At 38.9% G+C, this 20,339-nt stretch carries 20 protein-coding genes; 7 read left to right on the forward strand and 13 right to left on the reverse strand.

What is annotated here, in order from left to right; genetic code table 11:
• A partial coding sequence (locus LQ203_RS10695; RefSeq protein WP_230157894.1) for an FAD-dependent oxidoreductase occupies nucleotides 1-515 on the forward strand: 515 nt, incomplete at its 5' end.
• A gap of 91 nt (nucleotides 516-606) precedes the next feature.
• Here the strand turns inward: LQ203_RS10695 and chbG are convergent.
• Genes chbG through LQ203_RS10720 form a run of 5 tightly spaced genes read right to left on the reverse strand, consistent with a single transcriptional unit; the run spans nucleotide 607 to nucleotide 4,701 of the window.
• Entirely contained in the window at nucleotides 607-1,338 is a 732-nt protein-coding gene (gene chbG, locus LQ203_RS10700) for a chitin disaccharide deacetylase (protein ID WP_230157896.1), read from the reverse strand.
• Entirely contained in the window at nucleotides 1,335-2,678 is a 1,344-nt protein-coding gene (locus LQ203_RS10705; RefSeq protein ID WP_230157898.1) for a 6-phospho-beta-glucosidase, read from the reverse strand. Before LQ203_RS10705 ends, chbG begins: the two co-directional genes overlap by 4 nt.
• The gene (locus tag LQ203_RS10710; RefSeq protein WP_230157900.1) at nucleotides 2,675-3,022 is read right to left on the reverse strand and encodes a PTS lactose/cellobiose transporter subunit IIA; all 348 of its coding nucleotides are present in this window, start codon (nucleotides 3,020-3,022) and stop codon (nucleotides 2,675-2,677) included. Before LQ203_RS10710 ends, LQ203_RS10705 begins: the two co-directional genes overlap by 4 nt.
• A gap of 16 nt (nucleotides 3,023-3,038) precedes the next feature.
• Nucleotides 3,039-4,388, reverse strand: coding sequence for a PTS transporter subunit EIIC (locus tag LQ203_RS10715; RefSeq protein WP_230157902.1), 1,350 nt, complete (start codon nucleotides 4,386-4,388; stop codon nucleotides 3,039-3,041).
• 4 nt (nucleotides 4,389-4,392) lie between these two features.
• A complete protein-coding gene (locus tag LQ203_RS10720; RefSeq protein ID WP_230157904.1) occupies nucleotides 4,393-4,701 on the reverse strand; it encodes a PTS sugar transporter subunit IIB in 309 nt (102 codons plus the stop codon).
• A 266-nt stretch (nucleotides 4,702-4,967) separates the two neighbouring features.
• Between LQ203_RS10720 and LQ203_RS10725 the strand changes: the two genes are divergently transcribed.
• Both LQ203_RS10725 and asnB read left to right on the forward strand, forming a co-directional pair.
• Nucleotides 4,968-5,693, forward strand: coding sequence for a GntR family transcriptional regulator (locus LQ203_RS10725; protein WP_230157906.1), 726 nt, complete (start codon nucleotides 4,968-4,970; stop codon nucleotides 5,691-5,693).
• A gap of 721 nt (nucleotides 5,694-6,414) precedes the next feature.
• The gene (asnB, locus tag LQ203_RS10730) at nucleotides 6,415-8,304 is read left to right on the forward strand and encodes an asparagine synthase (glutamine-hydrolyzing) (RefSeq protein WP_230157908.1); all 1,890 of its coding nucleotides are present in this window, start codon (nucleotides 6,415-6,417) and stop codon (nucleotides 8,302-8,304) included.
• A 97-nt stretch (nucleotides 8,305-8,401) separates the two neighbouring features.
• Here the strand turns inward: asnB and LQ203_RS10735 are convergent, their stop codons facing one another.
• The 4 genes from LQ203_RS10735 to LQ203_RS10750 form a co-directional block, all read right to left on the reverse strand.
• On the reverse strand, nucleotides 8,402-9,010 hold the full coding sequence (locus tag LQ203_RS10735; protein WP_230157909.1) for a methyltransferase: 609 nt from the start codon (nucleotides 9,008-9,010) through the stop codon (nucleotides 8,402-8,404).
• Between the two features lie 111 nt (nucleotides 9,011-9,121).
• Nucleotides 9,122-9,931: an SDR family oxidoreductase gene (locus tag LQ203_RS10740; protein ID WP_230157912.1), complete on the reverse strand. Its 810-nt coding sequence runs from the start codon at nucleotides 9,929-9,931 to the stop codon at nucleotides 9,122-9,124.
• 186 nt (nucleotides 9,932-10,117) lie between these two features.
• Nucleotides 10,118-10,483, reverse strand: coding sequence for a PqqD family protein (locus LQ203_RS10745; protein ID WP_230157914.1), 366 nt, complete (start codon nucleotides 10,481-10,483; stop codon nucleotides 10,118-10,120).
• Nucleotides 10,473-12,365: an oligopeptide transporter, OPT family gene (locus LQ203_RS10750; protein WP_230157917.1), complete on the reverse strand. Its 1,893-nt coding sequence runs from the start codon at nucleotides 12,363-12,365 to the stop codon at nucleotides 10,473-10,475. The genes LQ203_RS10745 and LQ203_RS10750 overlap by 11 nt, the downstream gene beginning before the upstream one ends.
• 614 nt (nucleotides 12,366-12,979) lie before the next feature.
• Between LQ203_RS10750 and LQ203_RS27515 the strand changes: the two genes are divergently transcribed.
• Both LQ203_RS27515 and LQ203_RS10760 read left to right on the forward strand, forming a co-directional pair.
• Nucleotides 12,980-13,129, forward strand: a complete 150-nt coding sequence (locus tag LQ203_RS27515) for a hypothetical protein (RefSeq protein WP_290370573.1) — start codon at nucleotides 12,980-12,982, stop codon at nucleotides 13,127-13,129.
• A 251-nt stretch (nucleotides 13,130-13,380) separates the two neighbouring features.
• Nucleotides 13,381-13,629, forward strand: coding sequence for a hypothetical protein (locus LQ203_RS10760; RefSeq protein WP_230157919.1), 249 nt, complete (start codon nucleotides 13,381-13,383; stop codon nucleotides 13,627-13,629).
• Between the two features lie 112 nt (nucleotides 13,630-13,741).
• Here the strand turns inward: LQ203_RS10760 and LQ203_RS10765 are convergent, their stop codons facing one another.
• Nucleotides 13,742-13,969 carry a hypothetical protein gene (locus LQ203_RS10765; protein ID WP_230157920.1) on the reverse strand — a complete coding sequence of 76 codons (228 nt, stop codon included), beginning with the start codon at nucleotides 13,967-13,969 and terminating at the stop codon, nucleotides 13,742-13,744.
• A gap of 433 nt (nucleotides 13,970-14,402) precedes the next feature.
• Between LQ203_RS10765 and LQ203_RS10770 the strand changes: the two genes are divergently transcribed.
• Nucleotides 14,403-14,816: a hypothetical protein gene (locus LQ203_RS10770; protein WP_230157922.1), complete on the forward strand. Its 414-nt coding sequence runs from the start codon at nucleotides 14,403-14,405 to the stop codon at nucleotides 14,814-14,816.
• A gap of 6 nt (nucleotides 14,817-14,822) precedes the next feature.
• On the forward strand, nucleotides 14,823-15,305 hold the full coding sequence (locus tag LQ203_RS10775; RefSeq protein ID WP_230157924.1) for a hypothetical protein: 483 nt from the start codon (nucleotides 14,823-14,825) through the stop codon (nucleotides 15,303-15,305).
• 984 nt (nucleotides 15,306-16,289) lie between these two features.
• Here the strand turns inward: LQ203_RS10775 and LQ203_RS10780 are convergent.
• The 3 genes from LQ203_RS10780 to mutL form a co-directional block, all read right to left on the reverse strand.
• Nucleotides 16,290-16,973 (reverse strand): carbonate dehydratase, encoded by a 684-nt coding sequence (locus tag LQ203_RS10780; RefSeq protein WP_230157926.1) that lies wholly within the window; start codon nucleotides 16,971-16,973, stop codon nucleotides 16,290-16,292.
• A 591-nt stretch (nucleotides 16,974-17,564) separates the two neighbouring features.
• The gene (locus LQ203_RS10785) at nucleotides 17,565-17,945 is read right to left on the reverse strand and encodes a hypothetical protein (RefSeq protein WP_230157928.1); all 381 of its coding nucleotides are present in this window, start codon (nucleotides 17,943-17,945) and stop codon (nucleotides 17,565-17,567) included.
• A 438-nt stretch (nucleotides 17,946-18,383) separates the two neighbouring features.
• The gene (gene mutL / locus LQ203_RS10790) at nucleotides 18,384-20,324 is read right to left on the reverse strand and encodes a DNA mismatch repair endonuclease MutL (protein WP_230157930.1); all 1,941 of its coding nucleotides are present in this window, start codon (nucleotides 20,322-20,324) and stop codon (nucleotides 18,384-18,386) included.
• Between the last annotated feature and the right edge of the window lie 15 nt (nucleotides 20,325-20,339).

Below are 20,339 nucleotides of genomic sequence, written 5' to 3' on the forward strand. Positions count from 1 at the left end.
TTGAATTCTTGACAGGCCTTCCTGTAACGGGTGTTAAAGGAAATCAAATCGAATTGAAAGATGGACAAACGATCACAGCCAATACGCTTGTTTGGACAGGCGGAGTTGCAGCCCTTCCTATCGTTGGTGAATCCGGGCTTGAAGTCGATCGCGGCAAAGCAGCCGTTAATGAGTACCTGCAATCGAAATCTCATAATGACGTATTCGTCGTCGGTGATAGTGCCCTTGCTTTCCCTCCAGAAGGCGGCCGTCCATACGCACCAACTGCCCAAAACGCATGGCAAATGGGTGAGCTTGTTGGATACAACCTATATGCAGCCTTTGAAGGCAAGAAACTTGAAGAATTTTCACCTGTAAACTCAGGTACACTTGCAAGCCTTGGCCGTAAGGATGCAGTGGCAACCGTTGGGGCTAATGACATTTCCCTTAAAGGTCTGCCTGCTACATTGATGAAAGAAGCAAGTAATGTTCGCTATTTATCACACATCAAAGCCCTATTCAGCTTAGCTTATTAATTTGAGATAAAGCAATCATTGAATTAGAAAGGACCATTCATCTTAATGATGAATGGTCCCCTTTTTGGTAGTAGGATTACCCTTTTTAAAATCAAATCTTAACTTGGTTGATGCTATATCTAAGGAAAAATCCTTCTGGCAATTTTGCATCTGTCAAAATCCGCGTTTCCTTTAAGCGTTTATCATTATAAGAAGAAACTTGCATCAATTCTTCATCCATATAAGCTGGATGAGTCATTATTTCCACGCTTGCCCCGTCCATTAACCTCCCCTTTAAGTTTTGAAAGTAATCTTCAACCACCATTTCTCCATAAAAGTCATCCAGGAATACATCTGTTATGGTTTGGACCCCAACAAGATGTTCTCCAGCATTACGTACTGGCAATCGGTATTTCTCTGACAGCTTTTGAATAACAGGGAGAAACGCTGTTATCCCGTGTACATGATGATGGCTGTCTAAATGCGTCGGAAACAGACCAAACTCCAAGAATCTTTCGATCTGTGCTGACCACTCCCTCTCCAATTCGCTCAAGGAAATATCGTTAGTGTCTCCATATACCACCCCTTGCTTCTTGAAGAATCCAGATTCGTCAACTAAACTCGGCACGTCGCTCAACAAAGGTTTCCCCCATGTCAGCACTAAGTGTATCCCTACTTTCAACGAAGGCGTTTTCTTTGCGATTTCAATCGCATGCTCCGTTGCTTTTGCATTCATCATGATCGTTGCCGAATTGACAATTCCATATTTATGACAATCCAAAATTCCGTAATTCACCGCTTTAGTTAACCCAAAATCATCTGCGTTTATAAGAACTTCAATCATGAGAAGTTATCCTGCAACTCTTTTTTTTCAAAAAACTGGGGCAAATATTCTTTATGTGCCTCGAGCATTTCGTCTAAGATTAGTTTTGCAACCCGATCGCTTGGAACGAGTGGATTAATCGTCATGGCAAGCAACGCAGTATCATAATCACCTGAGATTGCAGCTTCGATGGCTACTCGTTCAAAGGATTTAATTTGCTGAATTAATCCGCGGACAGCGACAGGAAGCTCTCCTACATTGATTGGCTTAGGACCATCCTTAGTTATCACGCAACTGGTTTCAATCGCCGAGCCGTAAGGGATGCCTTCAATCGCACCATGGTTGACGGTATTTACCGCTTGAATATCTCGCTTATCCGTATGCATCGAGCAAATCAACCGGACAGCCGCATCACTGTAGTATGCGCCTCCGCGCTCTTCTAGTTGCGGCGGCTTGATAGCCAGATCCTGATCTTTGTAAAGCTCGAATAATTCTTCTTCAAGTCTTTGAACGACCTCAGCACGTGTTTCCCCGTTTTCAGCATCCTTCAATTCTTGAGCCAATACATCTCCCGTTTTATAATAGTAATTGTGGTATGGGCATGGAAACAGATTCAACGCTCTAAGGAATTCCGGTTCCCAGCCCATTGCATGGATATTCTTCATCGTGACAGCTTTCGCTGGATCTGTAATCAGATTGATGATTTGATCTTTGACGCTCTCCCCATCAACGAATACATCCAATCCGTAAACCATATGGTTCAAACCAGCAAAGTCGATCCTGACTCTTGATGGCTCGACGCCCATCAAATCCGCAACACCTCGTTCCATACCAATCGGCACATTGCAAAGGCCGATGATCTTGGAAATATTGCTGTGACGCAGAACTGCTTCCGTTACCATTCCAGCCGGATTCGTGAAGTTAATCAACCATGCATTTGGACATAATTCCTCCATCTCACGAGCTATATCGAGAATGACGGGAATCGTCCTAAAAGCCTTGAAAAGACCGCCTGGCCCGTTCGTCTCCTGTCCAATGACACCGTGTTTCAAGGGGATTTTTTCATCAAGAGCCCTTGCAGCGAGCTGGCCAACACGCAGCTGGGTTGTTACATAATCCGCACCTTTAAGCGCTTTCTTTCTGTCTAGCGTCAGATGGACATCTATATCCACACCAGCCTTTTCGATCATCCTTTTTGCCAAATCCCCAACAATTTCAAGCTTTTCCTTTCCCGCTTCGATATCCACGAGCCAAATCTCACTCACAGGCAGTTCCCCATGATATTTAATGAAACCTTCGATCAGTTCTGGCGTGTAGCTCGATCCTCCGCCAATCGTGACAATCTTCAACCCCTTGCTCATTCAGCAGTTCCCTCCTTAACAGCATTTGCATGCAAGAATTCTTCGCGTAGATCGATCATTTCAATTGCAAGATCCTTTAAAGTCATCGCTGTCATTAAATGATCTTGTGCATGCACCAGGATAATGGGAAGTTCAAAATGGTCCCCGCCTGCCTCAGCATGGATTAATTGAGTTTGGTATTTATGGGCTTGCAGCAATTCCGTTTCAGCCTCTGCAATTTTCAAACGGGCAGAATCGAAATCCTTTTTCTTCGCTTCCTGCATCGCTTCCATTGCAAAGCTTCTTGCATTCCCACTATATAAAATCAATTGAAAGGATAGCTGGTATAATTCTTCTTTTTCCATTATTATCACTTCTTTCTTAAACGCTTAACGTTTCTGAATCTTTCGTAAGCTCTGTTTTATTTTTTGTATCTATCTTCACTTGAGCATATACGAACGGTAAATAAATCGCTGTTGAAATGAATAGGTTGATCGCAGCCAATACCGCTCCAGATACATGCCCGCCGGTAGCCAGGAATCCTCCCACAATCGGAGGGGTTACCCATGGAATTTTAGCAACGATCGGGAAAACCATTCCACTACTTACCGCTATATATGAGATCACCGTTGTAATAACCGGACCGAGAACAAAGGGGATGAACCACATTGGATTCAGAACGATAGGCAATCCGAAAAGGATCGGTTCGTTAATTTGGAACACCCCTGGTGCCCCTCCAAGTGCAATCATCTGTTTATATCGTTTCCGTCCGGCAATGATCATAGCGATGATCAGGCCTAATGTTGCACCAGATCCGCCTAAATAAACAAATGCATCGAGGAATGAACCTGCCAATACCCCATATTGGTCCATGTCTTTGACACCTTGTGCATATAAATCAATATTTTTCACGCCCGAACTTTCAAAAAGCGGTGTCGTTATCCCGCCAAGGATATTCGGTCCGTGCAAACCGATCATCCATAATAAATGAACAAGAAATACTAGTAAAATAGCGAATGGCAATGAATCTACAGCACTTTGTAAAGGAGATACAATCACTTTACTCAGCCAGTCATTTAATACCTGCCCATCCGTAGCTTTACGAAATAGCAGTCCAAACACGCCAGCGGCAAAAATTGTTGCCATACCGGGCACTAACTTTGCAAATGAACGGGCTACCGCTGGAGGTACTCCATCAGGTAACTTAATGACTAAATATTTGACTCTTGAAAGTCTCACGAATATTTCCGTTGCTATTAAGGCAACGACTATTCCTGTAAATAGGGCCGTAGCATTAAAATAGTTCACACTTACGAATCCCCATGCCCCCCCTGTAACCGCTTTATCATCGATCGTTAACGTGACATTACCGATTTGGGGCAATAATAAGAAGAAACAGGCCGCGGAAACCAGCATGGCCTCAAAACCATCATCACCGTAAGATCTTGCTAGTTTATAAGAAATGCCGAACACAGCGAATACCGTCATGAACGCAAAGGTACCAAACCAAATATCCCCTCCAAGCGTATTCCACGCAGGACCGAAAATGGCCTCCATCATTCTTCCGTACGGCTTGATGACTTGCCCAAGATTATTAAACAGGACGGCAAATGAACCGATCATTGTAATCGCTATCATTCCAATCAATGCGTCACGAATGGCGAGCAGATGCCTGTTATTTCCTACCTTTACAGCTCCGGGCATAATATACTTATCAATAAAAGTCATCATATCCTTATTCTCCTTTTATTAAAGTAGTGGCTTGTTTTAGCACTTCTTCACCATTACATAATCCATAGAACATTGGATCGATGGTTGCGACCGGAATCCCCTTCTCTTTTCCCGCTTCCTGTAACTTGGAAAGCAGATATCGCACCTGTGGACCTAATAAAATGACATCAGCCTTATCCATTTCATTGTTCACTTCTGTCGATCCAACCGCCCATATTTTACAATTCACACCTTGGACCTTTGCACTTTCCTCCATTTTGGTAACTAATAAACTAGTAGACATACCCGCTGAACAACATAATAAGATATTCATTGAAATTACCCCCCTTTTTTAATAATTGATTATTCAGTATTTTAAAGCGAAATGAAGCCCATTATTAAAATAAGCGCTGTTCCTGTGTACTATCACTCCCTTAAAATGGGTATTATTACCTCCATACTTATATTGTAGTTACAAATTAATAAAATATCAACACAAATTTTAAATTGTTACTACAAATTTTCGATTTAAAGTTGATTATTGCACTTATCCGAGATAATGTATATGTATATATTGGAATGAGTATAGGAGGAATCACTGTGGAGACCATAAATAAAGAAGCGGCATTGCATTCCATAGTCAAGGAATCGATTATCGATCTCATAAAAAATGGCGAGTATCAACCGAATACAAAACTACCGACTGAAGCAGAATTTTGTAAAATATATGGTGTAAGCAGGACAACAGTTCGCACCGCCTTACAGCAATTGACCGTCGAAGGCTACATCTATCGTGTCCAGGGGAAAGGGACTTTTGTTTCGGAAAATAAAGTGCAGCAATTTCTTACAAGCACGGTTGAAAAATTCTCTGAGCAAATAACGATGCAAGGAAAAAATCCTTCCACTAAGGTCATTAGCTTAAAGGTCATTGAAGCTAATGCAACCCTTGCCAAACTCTTCAAGCAAAATATTGGAGATCCAGTCAACAAACTGGAGCGTGTACGTTACGTAAACGATATCCCTCTTCAATACGAAATTGCCTATCTTCCTTGGTATAAGACTCCCGGTCTGAATATTGAGGCATGTGAAAAGTCGCTCTTTGACGTACTTGAAACACAATTCAATTTAAAAGTAAAAAAAACAGTCGAACACTTGGAGTTTTCACTAGCCGACGATTCCATTTCTGACAAGTTAGAAGTACCTAACGGTTCACCTTGTTTTTCATTGGAAACTTACACTCATGAGAGTGATGGCTCGGTCATTGAATTCTCTAAAACTCTCTTCAGAGGCGATCGCGCACACTTTATCATCGAACGGAACTATTAAAATATAGATAAAAGAAAACGGATGCCAGTTTCATTAAAGCATCCGTTTTTTGTTTTGCGGCAACAGCTTCTGATTTTCCAACTTTCTCAATCACCCAGTCAACCCGACACACTAAGATATGACTATCATGCGTATTTCTGGGAGAACTATCATCCCCAACACAAATCCATTGAGGTCTGCTGCCGCATGAAACGAATTGGTCTACACTTATCCGTTTTCTTTCGGAAGCCATCCTTTTTAAAACTAAAAGACTATAGGTAAAAGGAGATCTATCTAATTGTTAAAACAAAGTTGATTGGAACGGGTGTGCGAGACTCCCGCTTAGGAAAAGCGCGTCCAAGGGAGACCCCGCAGGCGCAAATGAGCCGAGGTCCTGGAGGGGAAATCAACGGTCATATTTTACAAACCATAACTGTAGGTAAAATGTATTATTATCGAATTTGTTTACAGTCTTGTAGAGGCAATCGAGCAATTGCCTCTTTTTTTACGTGTTGATTATCCATGAGCTCACTATTTTAAATAACATTAAATTGAATTATTCCAATTCAATTCATTTTATGAGTAAAATTGACAAATATTTAATAATAATCTAACCTAGAAGACTAGAGATATTCTATACATTAGATGGATATTAACGTTGCACCATTTATTTGCTTGTAGTCTAAAGTAACTAGAAATCTCTTAATAAATAAATAAATAAATAAATAGGCAGGTGAATTTTATGTGCGGTTTTGTTGGATGTATTCAAAAATATCCGAAAGCCATAAATTCAAAGATGAAAGACACGATCAAAAAAATGAACACCATCATTACCCATAGGGGTCCGGATGATGAAGGCTATTTTTTTGACGATTTTGTAAATTTTGGATTTAGGAGATTAAGTATAATTGATATAGATAATGGTAACCAACCTCTTTCATATGAAAACGAAAGATATTGGATCATATTTAATGGCGAAATCTATAATCATATTGAACTCAGAAAAGAGCTTATTGATAAGGGATATGAGTTCACGACTCATTCTGATACGGAAGTAATACTGGCACTCTATAGTAGCCAAAAAGAGCAAACCGTTCAAAAGCTGCGCGGCATGTTCGCTTTTGTCATTTGGGATAAAATTGAGAAAAAACTGTTTGGAGCAAGGGACCACTTTGGAATCAAGCCTTTTTTCTACTGTGAACAAGATGATGTTACTTATTTTGCTTCAGAGAAAAAGAGTATCTTGACGACAATGAATGAAGAGCTAGATGTGAATTCACTACAGCATTTTCTCAGTTTTCAATATGTTCCGGAACCCTCCACCCTGACCAAAAACATTCAAAAGCTATTACCTGGGCATTATTTCACTAAAGAACCAGGAAAGAAAATGGATATAATTAAGTTTTGGAAGCCTACCTTTCATCCTTCCAATATTGAAGATTCAAAAATCATAAAGGAAATACAGGAAACTTTAATAGACTCTGTGAACGTACATATGAGAAGTGATGTTCCGGTTGGTTCTTTTCTATCAGGAGGAATTGATTCATCATTTATCTGCTCCATCGCGAAGCAAATTAACCCTAAGATCAAAACTTTTTCTGTAGGGTTTGAAAGAGATGGATATAGTGAAATAAACGTTGCACAGGAAACCGCTGCCGCTTTAAATGTTGAAAATATAAGTTATATTATAAGCCCTGAAGAATTCTTGGCAGAACTCCCAAAGATTATATGGCATATGGATGACCCTTTAGCAGACCCCGCTGCCGTTCCACTATACTTTGTCGCACGGGAAGCTAAAAAGCACGTCAAAGTCGCCTTGTCCGGTGAAGGTGCAGATGAGTTATTCGGCGGATATAATATATATCGGGAGCCCCATTCCCTGCGCATGTTTTCCTATATACCAGCACCGGTGAACAATGTGCTGAAGGCCCTTTCCTCTGTTCTGCCAGAAGGGGTTAAAGGAAAGAGTTTCATAGAGCGGGGGGTTACATCTTTGGAAGATCGATATATCGGAAATGCAAATATTTTCGATGAGAAAGAGAAAAAAATATTACTAGTGAATTATCTAAACGGGTTGGAAAATGAAAAAGTGACCGGTCCCATCTATTCAAGTTCTTTAGGCTATGATCCGATAACCCAAATGCAAAACATTGATATTCAAACATGGTTAAAAGGTGATATTTTATTGAAAGCAGATAAAATGTCCATGGCGAATTCTTTAGAGGTGAGAGTTCCATTTCTGGACAAATGCGTATTCAATACAGCCTCAAAACTAAGTACGGATCAAAAGGTAAGAAATGGAACGACCAAATATATTCTTCGTAAAGCAGCCCGAGGGATAGTACCGGAACATGTATGGAGCAGAAAGAAGCTTGGCTTTCCCGTTCCTATACGCCATTGGTTAAAGGATGAATTATACGATTGGGCAGTAAAGTTAATCCAGGAGAGCCCCACTGATTATCTTTTTAACAAACCACAAATTATGAAATTGCTTGAAAACCATATAAATAATAAAATGGACAACAGCCGTAAGCTCTGGACCATTTTAACTTTTATGATTTGGCATCAAATTTATATAGAACAACAATATGAGCCTCAACCTCAAAAGATTTTACAATATGCTGTAAATTAGGCATCATTAAACGAGTGGCTTGTTTCCTCATTTGCACCCCGCAATCAATGAATATTGCGGGGTGCTTTTAATACTTAATTACTTGATTAGTATTCGTTTAATTCGGTAATTGATATATGACGAATTTCTCAAAAGGATTCGATTCAGTCAAGCCGGGTAACAACACTTCTTCTTTCAGCTCGAAGACTGTTTGATTTTCGAGAAAAAAAATATAATCCTGTGACCCATAATATAAAATCAGTTCGATCTGGCGCGGTTCTTTTTCAGTGGATACCAATATGTTATTGATGACCTTCATGAAGATCTGTACAGAAAACGGATTAAAGAAATAAAACCGATTGTCCTTCACATCAATATCATATTCCTCTGCCAAACAACAGTGAAATTCTATTTTGCCATTGTCAGTTTTCCTTTTCTTCCCATAGCTTTTCAGATTCTCTATCGCTTCTTTATAGAAATTTTCATTCATCTCCACTCCAACTGCAGATGATTGATATAGGTGATGGATAAAAAAATTCAATCGTCCTTTACCACATCCAAAATCGACTATGCGATCATTTCTTTTCAGTGGATATTTTTCGAATAAATACTCCAATGCATTATAGGGTGTAGGCTCGTATCGGTGATAATGCAAAGAATCATTGAATTTTTTTTGTTCACCTTCCGTTTTGATGTTCAGCATGTCATCATAATTCGTTACTTCCATTGTTATATGCACCTGCTTCATGGTTATTTCAATAAGACATTCCTAACGAAAAACCCCGAATAAGGTTGATCTTATCCAGGGTAAAGTTTTGTTTTATAAATGTCCAGACAATTAATTGGATTTTGCTTTAGTTAAATAATCATTAAAATCAGAGATGCTTGGATTGGCGATGTAATGACCGCCTTCCACTTGGATCGTCTGACCTGTAATGAATTTGGACTCATCAGAGGCAAGGAATAGAACGGTATATCCGATATCATCCGCTTCACCATGATATGGTAATGCATTAAATTTGGCAAAAATGTCGAGTACTGCCGGAGGCATATTTTTTTTCGCTGCAGGAGTTAAAATAAGGCCTGGTGCCACACCATTACAACGAATATGTTCTTTCCCATACTGTGCAGCGATATAGCGGGTCAAATTCACTACACCCGCTTTGGATGCACCAGATGCAGACCGTACGGAGTCACCTGTAAATCCAGCCATGGAGGCCGTATTGATAATCGAGCCTCCTCCCGCTTTAATCATGTGGGGAATCGCAAACCTGCTTCCCAAGAGCACACTTTTTAAATTCACATCCATAAGTCTGTCCCATTCTTCCAAATCTACATTCAAAACATCCAGATCTTTATTTAAGTTAGTCAAACCTACATTATTAACGAGTACCGTAACCGTTCCATATTGTTCAATTGTAAAGTCGACTGCTGCCTGGATTGAATCTGCTTCTCCAGCATCCAAGAATACTCCAGCTGCTTCCCCACCTTGTTTTTTAATGTTTTCGGCCACTTCTTTTGCTCCTGATTCGTTAAAATCAGCAATCACTACTTTTGCGCCTTCTTTAGCCATTAGGGTGGAAATGGATAAGCCTATACCTGAAGCTCCACCTGTCACTAATGCTACTTTACCTTGTACTCTTCCCATAATAACCCACCTGTTCTACAAAATATGAATAATACTGCTTTATGAATCATGACTAACAGTATGTATAAAGATATTACATTTTTTTATACCCATAGTTCATTTATCCAAAAAGTACATGAATAGTAATTACCAATATCCAAAACAAAAAAACAAGCTGAAGCATCAAAAAGAGCTTCAGCTTGTTTTTCATTTTTCTTCTTCATCATCCCATATGATCCAATCGTGGACCTCAAGAATTTCCAAAAATTTCATCAACCTTGGTAAGGCTGGTTCTGCTTCCTCACCAAAATGTTCACTCATCGCTTCGGAAATTTGATTGACATTGCATTTGTACTCCATTTGTTTAATGGCAAATGCCCCAAACTTATCAAGCTTAATTTTACGAAAGGACGGCTGCTTGAAGAAACGGATCGTAATTCGTTCGACAAAATTGGTCCGTTGAATGATTAAAAAAGTTGCTTCCGAAGATTGTTGTTCCAAAGTGACGCGTCTTTCCAAAAGGGGAACCATAGTTAACAGGTTCCTCTTTTTTGATTGGCGTTTACGAAGCATCTTCTTTTTTCCCTTTGCTGGATACGTACCAAAGCAATCCAGCTAGAGCAAGGAACAGTAAGAATGGTAGCAAATTGCTGGCTAATTTAGCCGCAGCCGGAACTTGGACACCTGCTGCAATCAATATGGCAATAAGTACACCAATCAATGATTCACCTGCTATTAAACCAGATGCGAATAATACACCTCTATCAACACGAGCTTTAAGCGCTTCTTTCGTTTTCGCGAAGAATTCAACGAAGAAACGTATAAATCCACCAATCATGATTGGGGCACTAGTGTGAACAGGCAAGTAAATGCCGACTGCAACTACAAGTGAATTCAAACCGAAAAACTCTAATGTAATGGCAATGGCCGCACCGATAAAGATAAGGGTCCAAGGTAAATCTCCTCCAAGAACTCCTTCAGCAAGAATTTTCATTAGAGCCGCTTTAGGTGCTGGAAGTTCTGCAGATCCCATTGTATAAGCATTGTCCATTAGTATTAGGATAAAACCGATGACAGAAGCGGACGCGACGACACCAATCATCATGGCAACTTGCTGTTTCCATGGTGTTCCGCCCACGATATATCCTGTTTTTAGATCTTGAGATACATCACCTGAAACAGCAAGAGCTGTACAAATGATTGCGGCAACGGTTAAAGCCGCTACCATTCCAGTCGTTCCGGTAAAACCAGTAGCTTTATAGACAATCGCTACAATCAAAAGTGTGGCTATGGTCATTCCAGAAACAGGGGAAGAAGAACTTCCAACGATTCCAACAACCCTTGAAGCCACAGTCACGAATAAAAATCCAAAAATCGCAATCGCAATCGCACCGATGATTCCTACATCTGTTATAGGTGTGAAAGCGATGATTAAAATAACAATGATCGTTCCCAACCAAACGTATTTAGCCGGTATGTCTTTTTCAGTACGGATTGAACCTGACTTAAGTTGTCCTTTATTAGCTTTTACGCCTTTAAGAGTATCAATAACTGAACTGAAAAGGATAGGCAACGTTTTAATCAAGGTGATCAATCCGCCAGTTGCAACTGCACCGGCTCCAATATAACGTATATAATTATCCCAAATTCCCCATGCATCCAATTCACCAATCGGTACATCAGAAGGGAAAATGGCTGTTCCATTACTGCTGCCAAAGAAGCTGATCGCCGGTATAAGAACGACCCAGGCTAATAACCCTCCACCTAGCATTTGACCTGAAACACGCGGACCAATAATATACCCTACTCCCAAAAGGGAAGGAAAGGCATCAAGACCAACCACTGCGTTTTTAAAATTTGTGATTCCTGTTTCAACTTCTGTTTTGAAAAGCTTAAATCCATCACCAAGCGCTTTAACCACACCACCGATTACCAAACCGGCCCCGATTAGTTTGGCGCTTGTACCGCCTTTTTCTCCGGACTTTAGTACCTCGGCACATGCCGTACCTTCAGGGTAAGGCAATGTTTCATGTTCCCTAACAATTAATAGCTGTCGAAGGGGCACCATCATGAAGACACCTAAAAATCCCCCGGTTAAAACAATGAAAATGATCAATGCTTGACTCACTTCAATGTCCCACATGAATAATGCTGGGATGGTAAATACAGCACCGGCACCAATAGCCTCCCCTGCCGTGGTCATCGTTTGCACAATATTGTTTTCTAATATAGAATCCCTGCGAAAAATCCCTCTTAAAATAGCCATTGAAATTACCGCGGCGGGTATTGAAGCAGAGACAGTTAATCCAATAAGCAGGCCTAAGTATGCATTTGCTGCCCCGAAGACAATTGCAAGAATGATGCCTAGAATTATTGCAGTTACTGTTAATTCCGGTAAAGATTTAGATGCAGAGACGTACGGGACGAATTTACTCTCTTTCGAATTGTTCGACAATTTAGCCACTTCCTATGTTAAACTTTAAAATCACAGAAATCATTATATCACTGTAATTTCAAAACACGAAATGAGAAGACTCTGTATATTAAAAGTTTGATTATACAAAAAAATCAGATTAGCAGTTTCCGTTAAGAATGATACGTACCTGTATCTATCAACCTCCACCTAATCCACTGCATTATTATTATTAAAGGTAAGTGATCTAGAGGAAACAAAAGATTCCCACAAAATTATCAATATCCAGCACATGATTCGGACCTATAAAAATCCATTACAACTTGGATACAATTATTATACTAGGATTTATCTTATCCAGTTTTATATTCCACCGAGTTTCTTCAATAATATTAGAGCATCTCAAAACTCACACATAGCCCATTTTGGTATATAGTTAAGTTCCATTTTCATCCATTTCAAAATTACCCCTTTTTTCTCCCAGCGATCTGGAATAGGTAAGTTTTTAGGTTTAGCCACAAGTTGTTCTCTAGTACCCTTATAAATCATTACCCTTACGTTTACCACTTAGGTCATTGTGCCATGGAAAATTCTTTTAATCCATTACCATTACCCGAATTATATGGGACTTCCTCTGCCCAAAACAGTTTGGTTGTATGGCAATCAGGTTAGGAAAGGAGGACATTCCTTATTATTTAGAAGCACATTTGACTGCAGCGGCTTTTTTATTCGCTACTCCTGTCTTCGATACAGCACCCGCTCCTTTTGTCCCTATTGCAGATGTGGCGACTGTTCCAAAGGCATAGAATATCCGGAAAAGGAAGAAACTAGAGAAAAGAAAACTAAAGAAGCGGCTGAATGAGCAGCACAACAACAAGTAAAACAGAAATCACAGGAATATAAAAAACAAACTCACTCCAATGATTTGAATGGTGATGGTTTTGTTTGTCAATATGAAGAACGAATATTGACAATGGCTAGATTCAGGCAATGATGATTGTGAAAGGGAATAAGATTACTTGATTTCAATAAATAAACTGAGAAGGTTAACAAAAGTATGTACATTACGATAAAGGTATACTTACATTCGAGGGAAACTAAATTTTTACAAACCGGAAGTTTCCCTGTCATACATTCAGACTTTAAGAAAGACCCAGATTGGACAGCTGCGGTTGCAGCTTACAAATGGATCCAGCAGATAAAAAGTAACTATGCAGCTAGTGAGGATTTTCGGATCGATCAAGTCGTATATAACGCTGATAACGATATTACGGAGTTAGTTAAAAATGTTAGACCCCCATTTTGATTCATTTTTATAAAACAATAATTAGCCCTCCATTTTTTAGAGTGGCTTTAAAATTTAGGGTAGCTTTACAATTTCATATTCACTCTTGTTCTTAGTCACTAAATCTCTTTTCTCAATAAGGGTAGTATGAATAAAATTCTTGATATGGGGCATATCCTGGATATACATATGCATCGAATCCATCGTATCCTTCGTATCCATAATACCCCCCATATCCACCATAAAAAGGTACAGAAAGCAATGCTCCCGCAGCAAGAGCCCCTAAAAAAGGAAACCCAAAACCAAATTGTCTCCTTAAATCATTTGAATGAAGATATTCATTTGTTAATAAATCATACATTTTTAGTGAGTCCTCCTCAAATCTTTATTTGATTTAGATTATGTCAAGATAAGGAGGATGTTCAGGTTCATTACCTAGGAGTATGTACATTCTGAGAACTTTTTTGCTTGTTGATACGAACGATTTTTTTCGCCATGATAATAACCCCTCTTCAATAAAGAGAAGAGCTTTTTTAATACACTACGATCACACCAATATCTCATCAAACTGAATATGCTCAAACATAAATTGCCCTTCTCGATCAGACAAGGCTTTTTATTTTTCTCCAAGGGCAGCGAAACAATATTGCATTCATCCAATTTGCATCATTATTAAGCATTAATTACGTGGTAAGTAAGATGAGATTTTTTAATTTTTATTCGAACAATTTTTTTGGATTGCATACATTATCTAAGAAAAATGCCCAAGAGTTTTGTTAAACAGGAGGGATTACATGAGAGCAAATTTTAAAAAATATGGTCAAACTATTCATTTAATTGGAGGACATTTAGTTTATATTTCTAATATGTTACATCCTAATTATATTGATGGGATAGTTTCCGATTACGACCAATACTGTATTGATTTAAAAAATGCCATTAGTGTAGGGCAGACTAGCGTACAATCTTTAGTGACGATTACTCCACCGGAATTTTTGGATAAGGAACATAACTTGTTAATAAAATCATACAAAGATATTATAAATTGCTTAGAGGATTTATTATATATGATTGATAAGAATATTCTCAAAGTTTTGAGAGTAGAGGATATTGATAAGGTAATTTGCAAATTAAAAGGCATCGAACAAGCGCTGAATTTTACCACAATTAGCTTAATTAATAAAATCAAATTACAGCCAAGAAGGTGAGAAGTTATGAGAGTACCTGAAGAAGAGCATTTTTTAACTTCCTTACCTCCGCATATTGGGGATAAGATTGATTTATTTGGTTCGATGATTACTAACATAGGAAACCTCCTTACTATTCTAGGGATTGCAGCAGAAGCTCAAGAAGTAGAACAAGTTGAAGTAGAAGAGGTTTCAGCAAACTCGGATACTTCAGCATCAGGGTCGGAATCAAATTCAGGGTTTATATTATCTTTATTTGGTGCTATCTTAGGTGCACTTGGAGACTTAATTTCATCAAGTGGTACCGCCATTGCAATTGAAGAAACCATTATTTTAGATAAAAAAGCGGAACAAGAAACACAAGAACTAAATGATAAAATAAAGAAAATGGAAAATCAAATCGCCTTGTTACAGAAAGATCGGAATTCATTAATCACAGTTACAGAAGCCTTAAAGAGAGAAGTGATTTTCTTACAAAACGTTATCTATCCTAACCTTTATCAAAAATAATATAAGTTCACAACAAGTAGTTTAAATAATCAAACCTAGGCGGCAGGAGGCAAAATTAAATGGACAACAACTAAAATAATTGTTCTCAACTTGAAGAAGCAAAGAACATTTTAATCGGCAGAATACTCACATTGGGAGGCTTCTTCTCGGTTCATTTATCGCTGATGTTGTAGCCTATCAATCTAATGTTAACCCTTCAAAAGACTAAACATTCCAAAAACTCCGGAATATCGCAATTATTTATTTCATCATAAATTCTTATATAATGATGCTCCTTTTCAAAAGGAGTTTTTGCAATTACAGACTATGGTTCCTACAGTGGATACTACACCTAAATTCTCGCATTCCCCCCTTCTATACTTTAGTTAAATTCATCAAATACACACTTATACTAATTAATTGCGTTTATCAAAAAGGAATTATTATTTTCACCTCTTTAAAACAAGCGATTCCAATTTTTGATTCGAATTGCCCCTACCCATAAACCTGTGCATTTTCCGATAGGTATGTCCGGAAATCACAATCCACGTCCTCTTTAGCCATGCCCAACACTCGTGAATGTGTTTTTTTTATCGATCACTTTCATCATGGGATTACCGTAGTAAAACAACGTAATTTTTTGACCCTATACGATTTCAACTCTTTTAGGATACTACTGCGCAGGCATCCCTTCCCTTGATGAGATTAAGTGAATATCATGGTTATAATTAACAGCATATCTCCTAATCCCCCTTTATCTTATGTTCACCAGTAATAGGCAGTACGGCAAACAAATTTGCCGCAGAAACGGTTGAGGTGATTCCCACCTTTTCAATCATATTGCTTTTTACGTTTCCCATGTTTCACTTCCCCTTTTTAAAGAGGCTTTGATAAACATTAATGTAGTGAACAAATAAAAAAGAGACCACTTTATTTGGTCTCCTTAGTGCACCCTTCCGTATTTCTGTCCTCTGCGAAAAGGAATCCGTTGCATACATTCCCATTTTAATGTTGGTCATAGGCAAATCCGCAGGAGCAACGATTTTTCCCAAATAACAGGTGATACGATGCGGGGAATTCTTGATTGACTCGTTGAACTTCATGTGCAAATTCCTTACTATCCTTTGGTACTGGCGAAAGTGCATCCGCTTTTTCTTGAGAATCTATATTAGCTCCAGGTGGTACGAACCTTTTAGGTGGAATTCGAACGCCATTTGTAACCACGGCATTATAAGAAATAAATGCCCCTCTCCCTACAATTGCGGTATAAACAATGGCATTAAAACCAACAAATACTTTGTCTGCGATATAACAAGGACCATGAACAAGTGCTCCATGAGCAATGGTCACTTCATCTCCAATGAATATAGAATACCTTTTTGCTCCAGCTGAAATCTTTTTATTTAATAAACCATGTAAAATTACCCCGTCCTGGATATTTGTATTAGAACCTATATAAAAAGGGGTTCCTTCATCCGCACGTATACTTACATTAGGGGCTACATAAACATTGTTTCTAATGGTAACATCACCTATGACACTGGAAAACTGACTTACAAATGCTGTTTTATCAATTTTAGGAAAGCGTTGAACAGGATTAAATGAAGTTATAGGGTTGGGACTTATGAATGGTTCAAAACAATGAGAATGGTTATTAGAAACGGAGTTTGAGCCTTTTTTCTCTCCCAAGTAATCACCTCCTTCACAATCTATTGGCGCGTATAATCATATTATGCAAGAAGGTTGGGTGAGGAATGGGCTATCAAAAATTCAGTCCCAGTGTTCTTTGTTCATCCACTATCCTGCCCAGTATTTTCTATTAGAAAAGCGATCATTGTTATATTCGATTTATATAACGTTTAAAGAGTTTAAAAAAAGTCCACTAACTCTCTTCGTTAATTTTCTTTAGGGTTCGATTCTTAGATTTCCTGTTATGATGAGGCTTTGAAAAATCGTAAAAACCGTTCACTTGTTAATCATCCATAATATAGAAAAAAACTATAAAAGATATGGATTATTTTTGTGATCCATAAACAACTAACTCATCCGTTAGTTGTTTAGGTTAAGTAAAATCTTTTAAAAAAACAGTTAAACCACAATTATTATTCTTGGTCCTTTCCCAAACCAAAACTACCAGCAACTAGCTCAATAAGAAGGAAACATTCACTTACTTATTAACCAGCTAAATTGGCAAACAAAAATAGCGTTAACCCTTTTGGTTAACGCTCTAAAATCGGTGTACATGAACCCATTCGACTATTCCAGGCGTAAATTTCAATATCAATCCTCATTCTCTTCTTCTTCAAATAAATCGTGTTCACCAATATAAATAGGGCCGTTTGCATGATCAATTCTAATTGGCCATTCATACGGAACGGATAAACGGCTGGATATATCTCTCCAAAATTTACTCGAATCGGTTTCAAAATCTTGAAATTCTTTTAATAGTTCTTTATAAGACGCACCGTCAAATTGTATATTCATTTCCTGCAACCTCATGAAAGCCATATGTCTAATTTCTAACTCTGCTGCCTTTTCCATTTCTTCTTCTGTTGCCTCTCCGATAATGGTTCCTGGCGGGGGCAAGATAGCGTAGATATTTTCTACTTCTTCTCCCATTCCCTGTGAGGGAATCAATTTATTCCTGATCCGATTAATCATAAAGTCAACTCCTAATGGTTTTAATCTATTATATATAAGTCTACCGAGCTCCGTAAACTAAAAACCCTTCATGTTCCACTAAAGCAACTGAGAGCTTAAGTTGAAACCTTCACAAGTCGATATCTATCCTTGGAATTTAATACAACATAAAGGTTCTAGAATCATACCATTCTGGATGAATAATCCGACCTGTAATCCAATCTGCTTCATTACAAAAATGGCTAAATCAGCAACACATCAAATGACAATTGATGTCGATAATGAAACTTTCGTTAAACTAGTCATGTTACATAGAATATACAGGACTCCTCTGCAGAAAACTTTTCAAAATCTCTAGGAAAAAAGAGCATGGACCGATAAATGTGGTCATTTTGTGGTCAATTAACTGAAAAAGCAATGGAGAGCCCTATCAAATATAGGGTTCTCCATTGCTTTTAATTACATGACCCGCTTGAACATTTTCTCCATTTCATAAATGGAATAAGAGATGATGATCGGTCTTCCGTGAGGACATGTGAAGGGATCTGTTGTTCGTCTTAGTTCATCCAATAGTGCTTGTATTTCATCACTGCGCAGATGACGGTTTGCCTTTATGGAGGCTTTACAGCTCATCATGATGGCTGCTTCTTCGCGCAGTTTTTTGATATCGACCTTTTTCATCAATAATAATTGTTCTATCATTTCTTCAAGGATTTCCTGTTCAATCCCTTTAGGGAACCATTGTGGGTGTGATCGTACAATATAGGCATTATAGCCAAACTCCTCTAAATAGACGCCAACTTTTTCCAGCTCATGCTGATATTCATTTATCCGAATACATTGGTCTGTCGAAAATTCAAGCGTGATTGGAACCAGCATATCTTGTAGTTCGTTCTCGACTTGTCCGACTTTTTCTTTAAAATACTCGTATTTGATCCGTTCCTGTGCCGCATGTTGGTCGATTATATACAAGCCCTTTTCGTTTTGGGCGAAAATATACGTACCATGCATTTGCCCAATTGGGTACATCGGAGGGATTCGACTTTCCGATTCATTTCCCTCGATTTCTTCCTCTTGTTCGACCGTATAGGTTGTATACTTTTCTGCCGATTCGAAGTATGGTTTTCTTTCATCCTCTGGTAAAACCGGGATATAAGCATCTGTATTTTGATGCTGCTCTTCATTGCTGTAGATTAATTCCTTTGGTTCGAAATTAAAATCTTCGACATGATCCTCAGCATGCTTTTGTTCCTGCTTTTCCCGAATCAAGGTATCCTTCAATAGTGAAGCTTCCTTCTTGGCTTCTTCAAGGACTCGCTTCCCTCTTTCCACAACATGGTCCAAATCAAGCGTAGTTTGCTCACTTTTCACCTGTTCCGGCTTTGGTGCAGGTGTATATCCACTTGGAATGAGAGATAACTTATTAAACGCAGATTTGATTGTTTCTGATACGAGGCTGTACAATTCATGTTCCTTGCTGAGCCTAACCTCCATTTTGGATGGATGGACGTTGACATCGACAAGAATTGGATCCATTTCAATATTCAACAAAGCAATTGGAAACCGGCCAATCGGAAGAAGGGTATGGTACCCATCCAAAATCGCTTTCACTAGTGCATAGTTTTTAATGAAACGGCCGTTTATCATCGTTGATATATAATTCCTTGAAGCCCGGGTGACCTCAGGCATAACGATATAACCTGATAAAGTGAAGTCCAAAGAGCTTGCCTGAATGGGAATCATCTTTTTGGCGATATTCGTCCCATAGATTGCAGCTAGCACCTGCCTGACATCACCGTTACCATTCGTATGCAGGATACGCTTCTCATTGTGTGATAATCGTATAGAAACATCCGGGTGTGAAAGTGCGAGCCTGTTAGCGACATCTGTAATATTTCCAAGCTCGGTATGAACGGTTTTCATATATTTCAACCTTGCAGGTGTATTGTAAAATAAGTCGGTAACAAGGATATCCGTTCCTTTACGGCTGGATGAAGCCTCAAGTTCCTTCACCATCCCGCCTTCAAGAAGAATGCGCGTCCCTACGCCTTCACCTGTGCTGCTTTTCAATTCAAAACGGGAAACTGAGGCAATACTTGGCATAGCTTCCCCGCGGAAACCAAGTGTTCGAATTCGGAATAGATCGTTTTCATCTTTTATTTTACTTGTAGCATGTCGTTTAAATGCTTGCTCTATATCATCAGCCAAAATCCCATCGCCATTGTCCACGATTCGAATGGAACCAAGTCCAGCCTCCACCAATTCAATCTCAATGATGGTACTGTTTGCATCTATGGCGTTTTCCACAAGTTCCTTTACGACTGAGGCTGGGCGTTCAACAACTTCGCCAGCTGCGATTTTATTCGATAAAGCCTCGTCCAGCTGTATGATTTTTCCCATTTTTATCGCCTCGCT

It is taken from the genome of Peribacillus sp. Bi96 (assembly GCF_918698115.1).
Taxonomy (GTDB): Bacteria; Bacillota; Bacilli; order Bacillales; family DSM-1321; genus Peribacillus.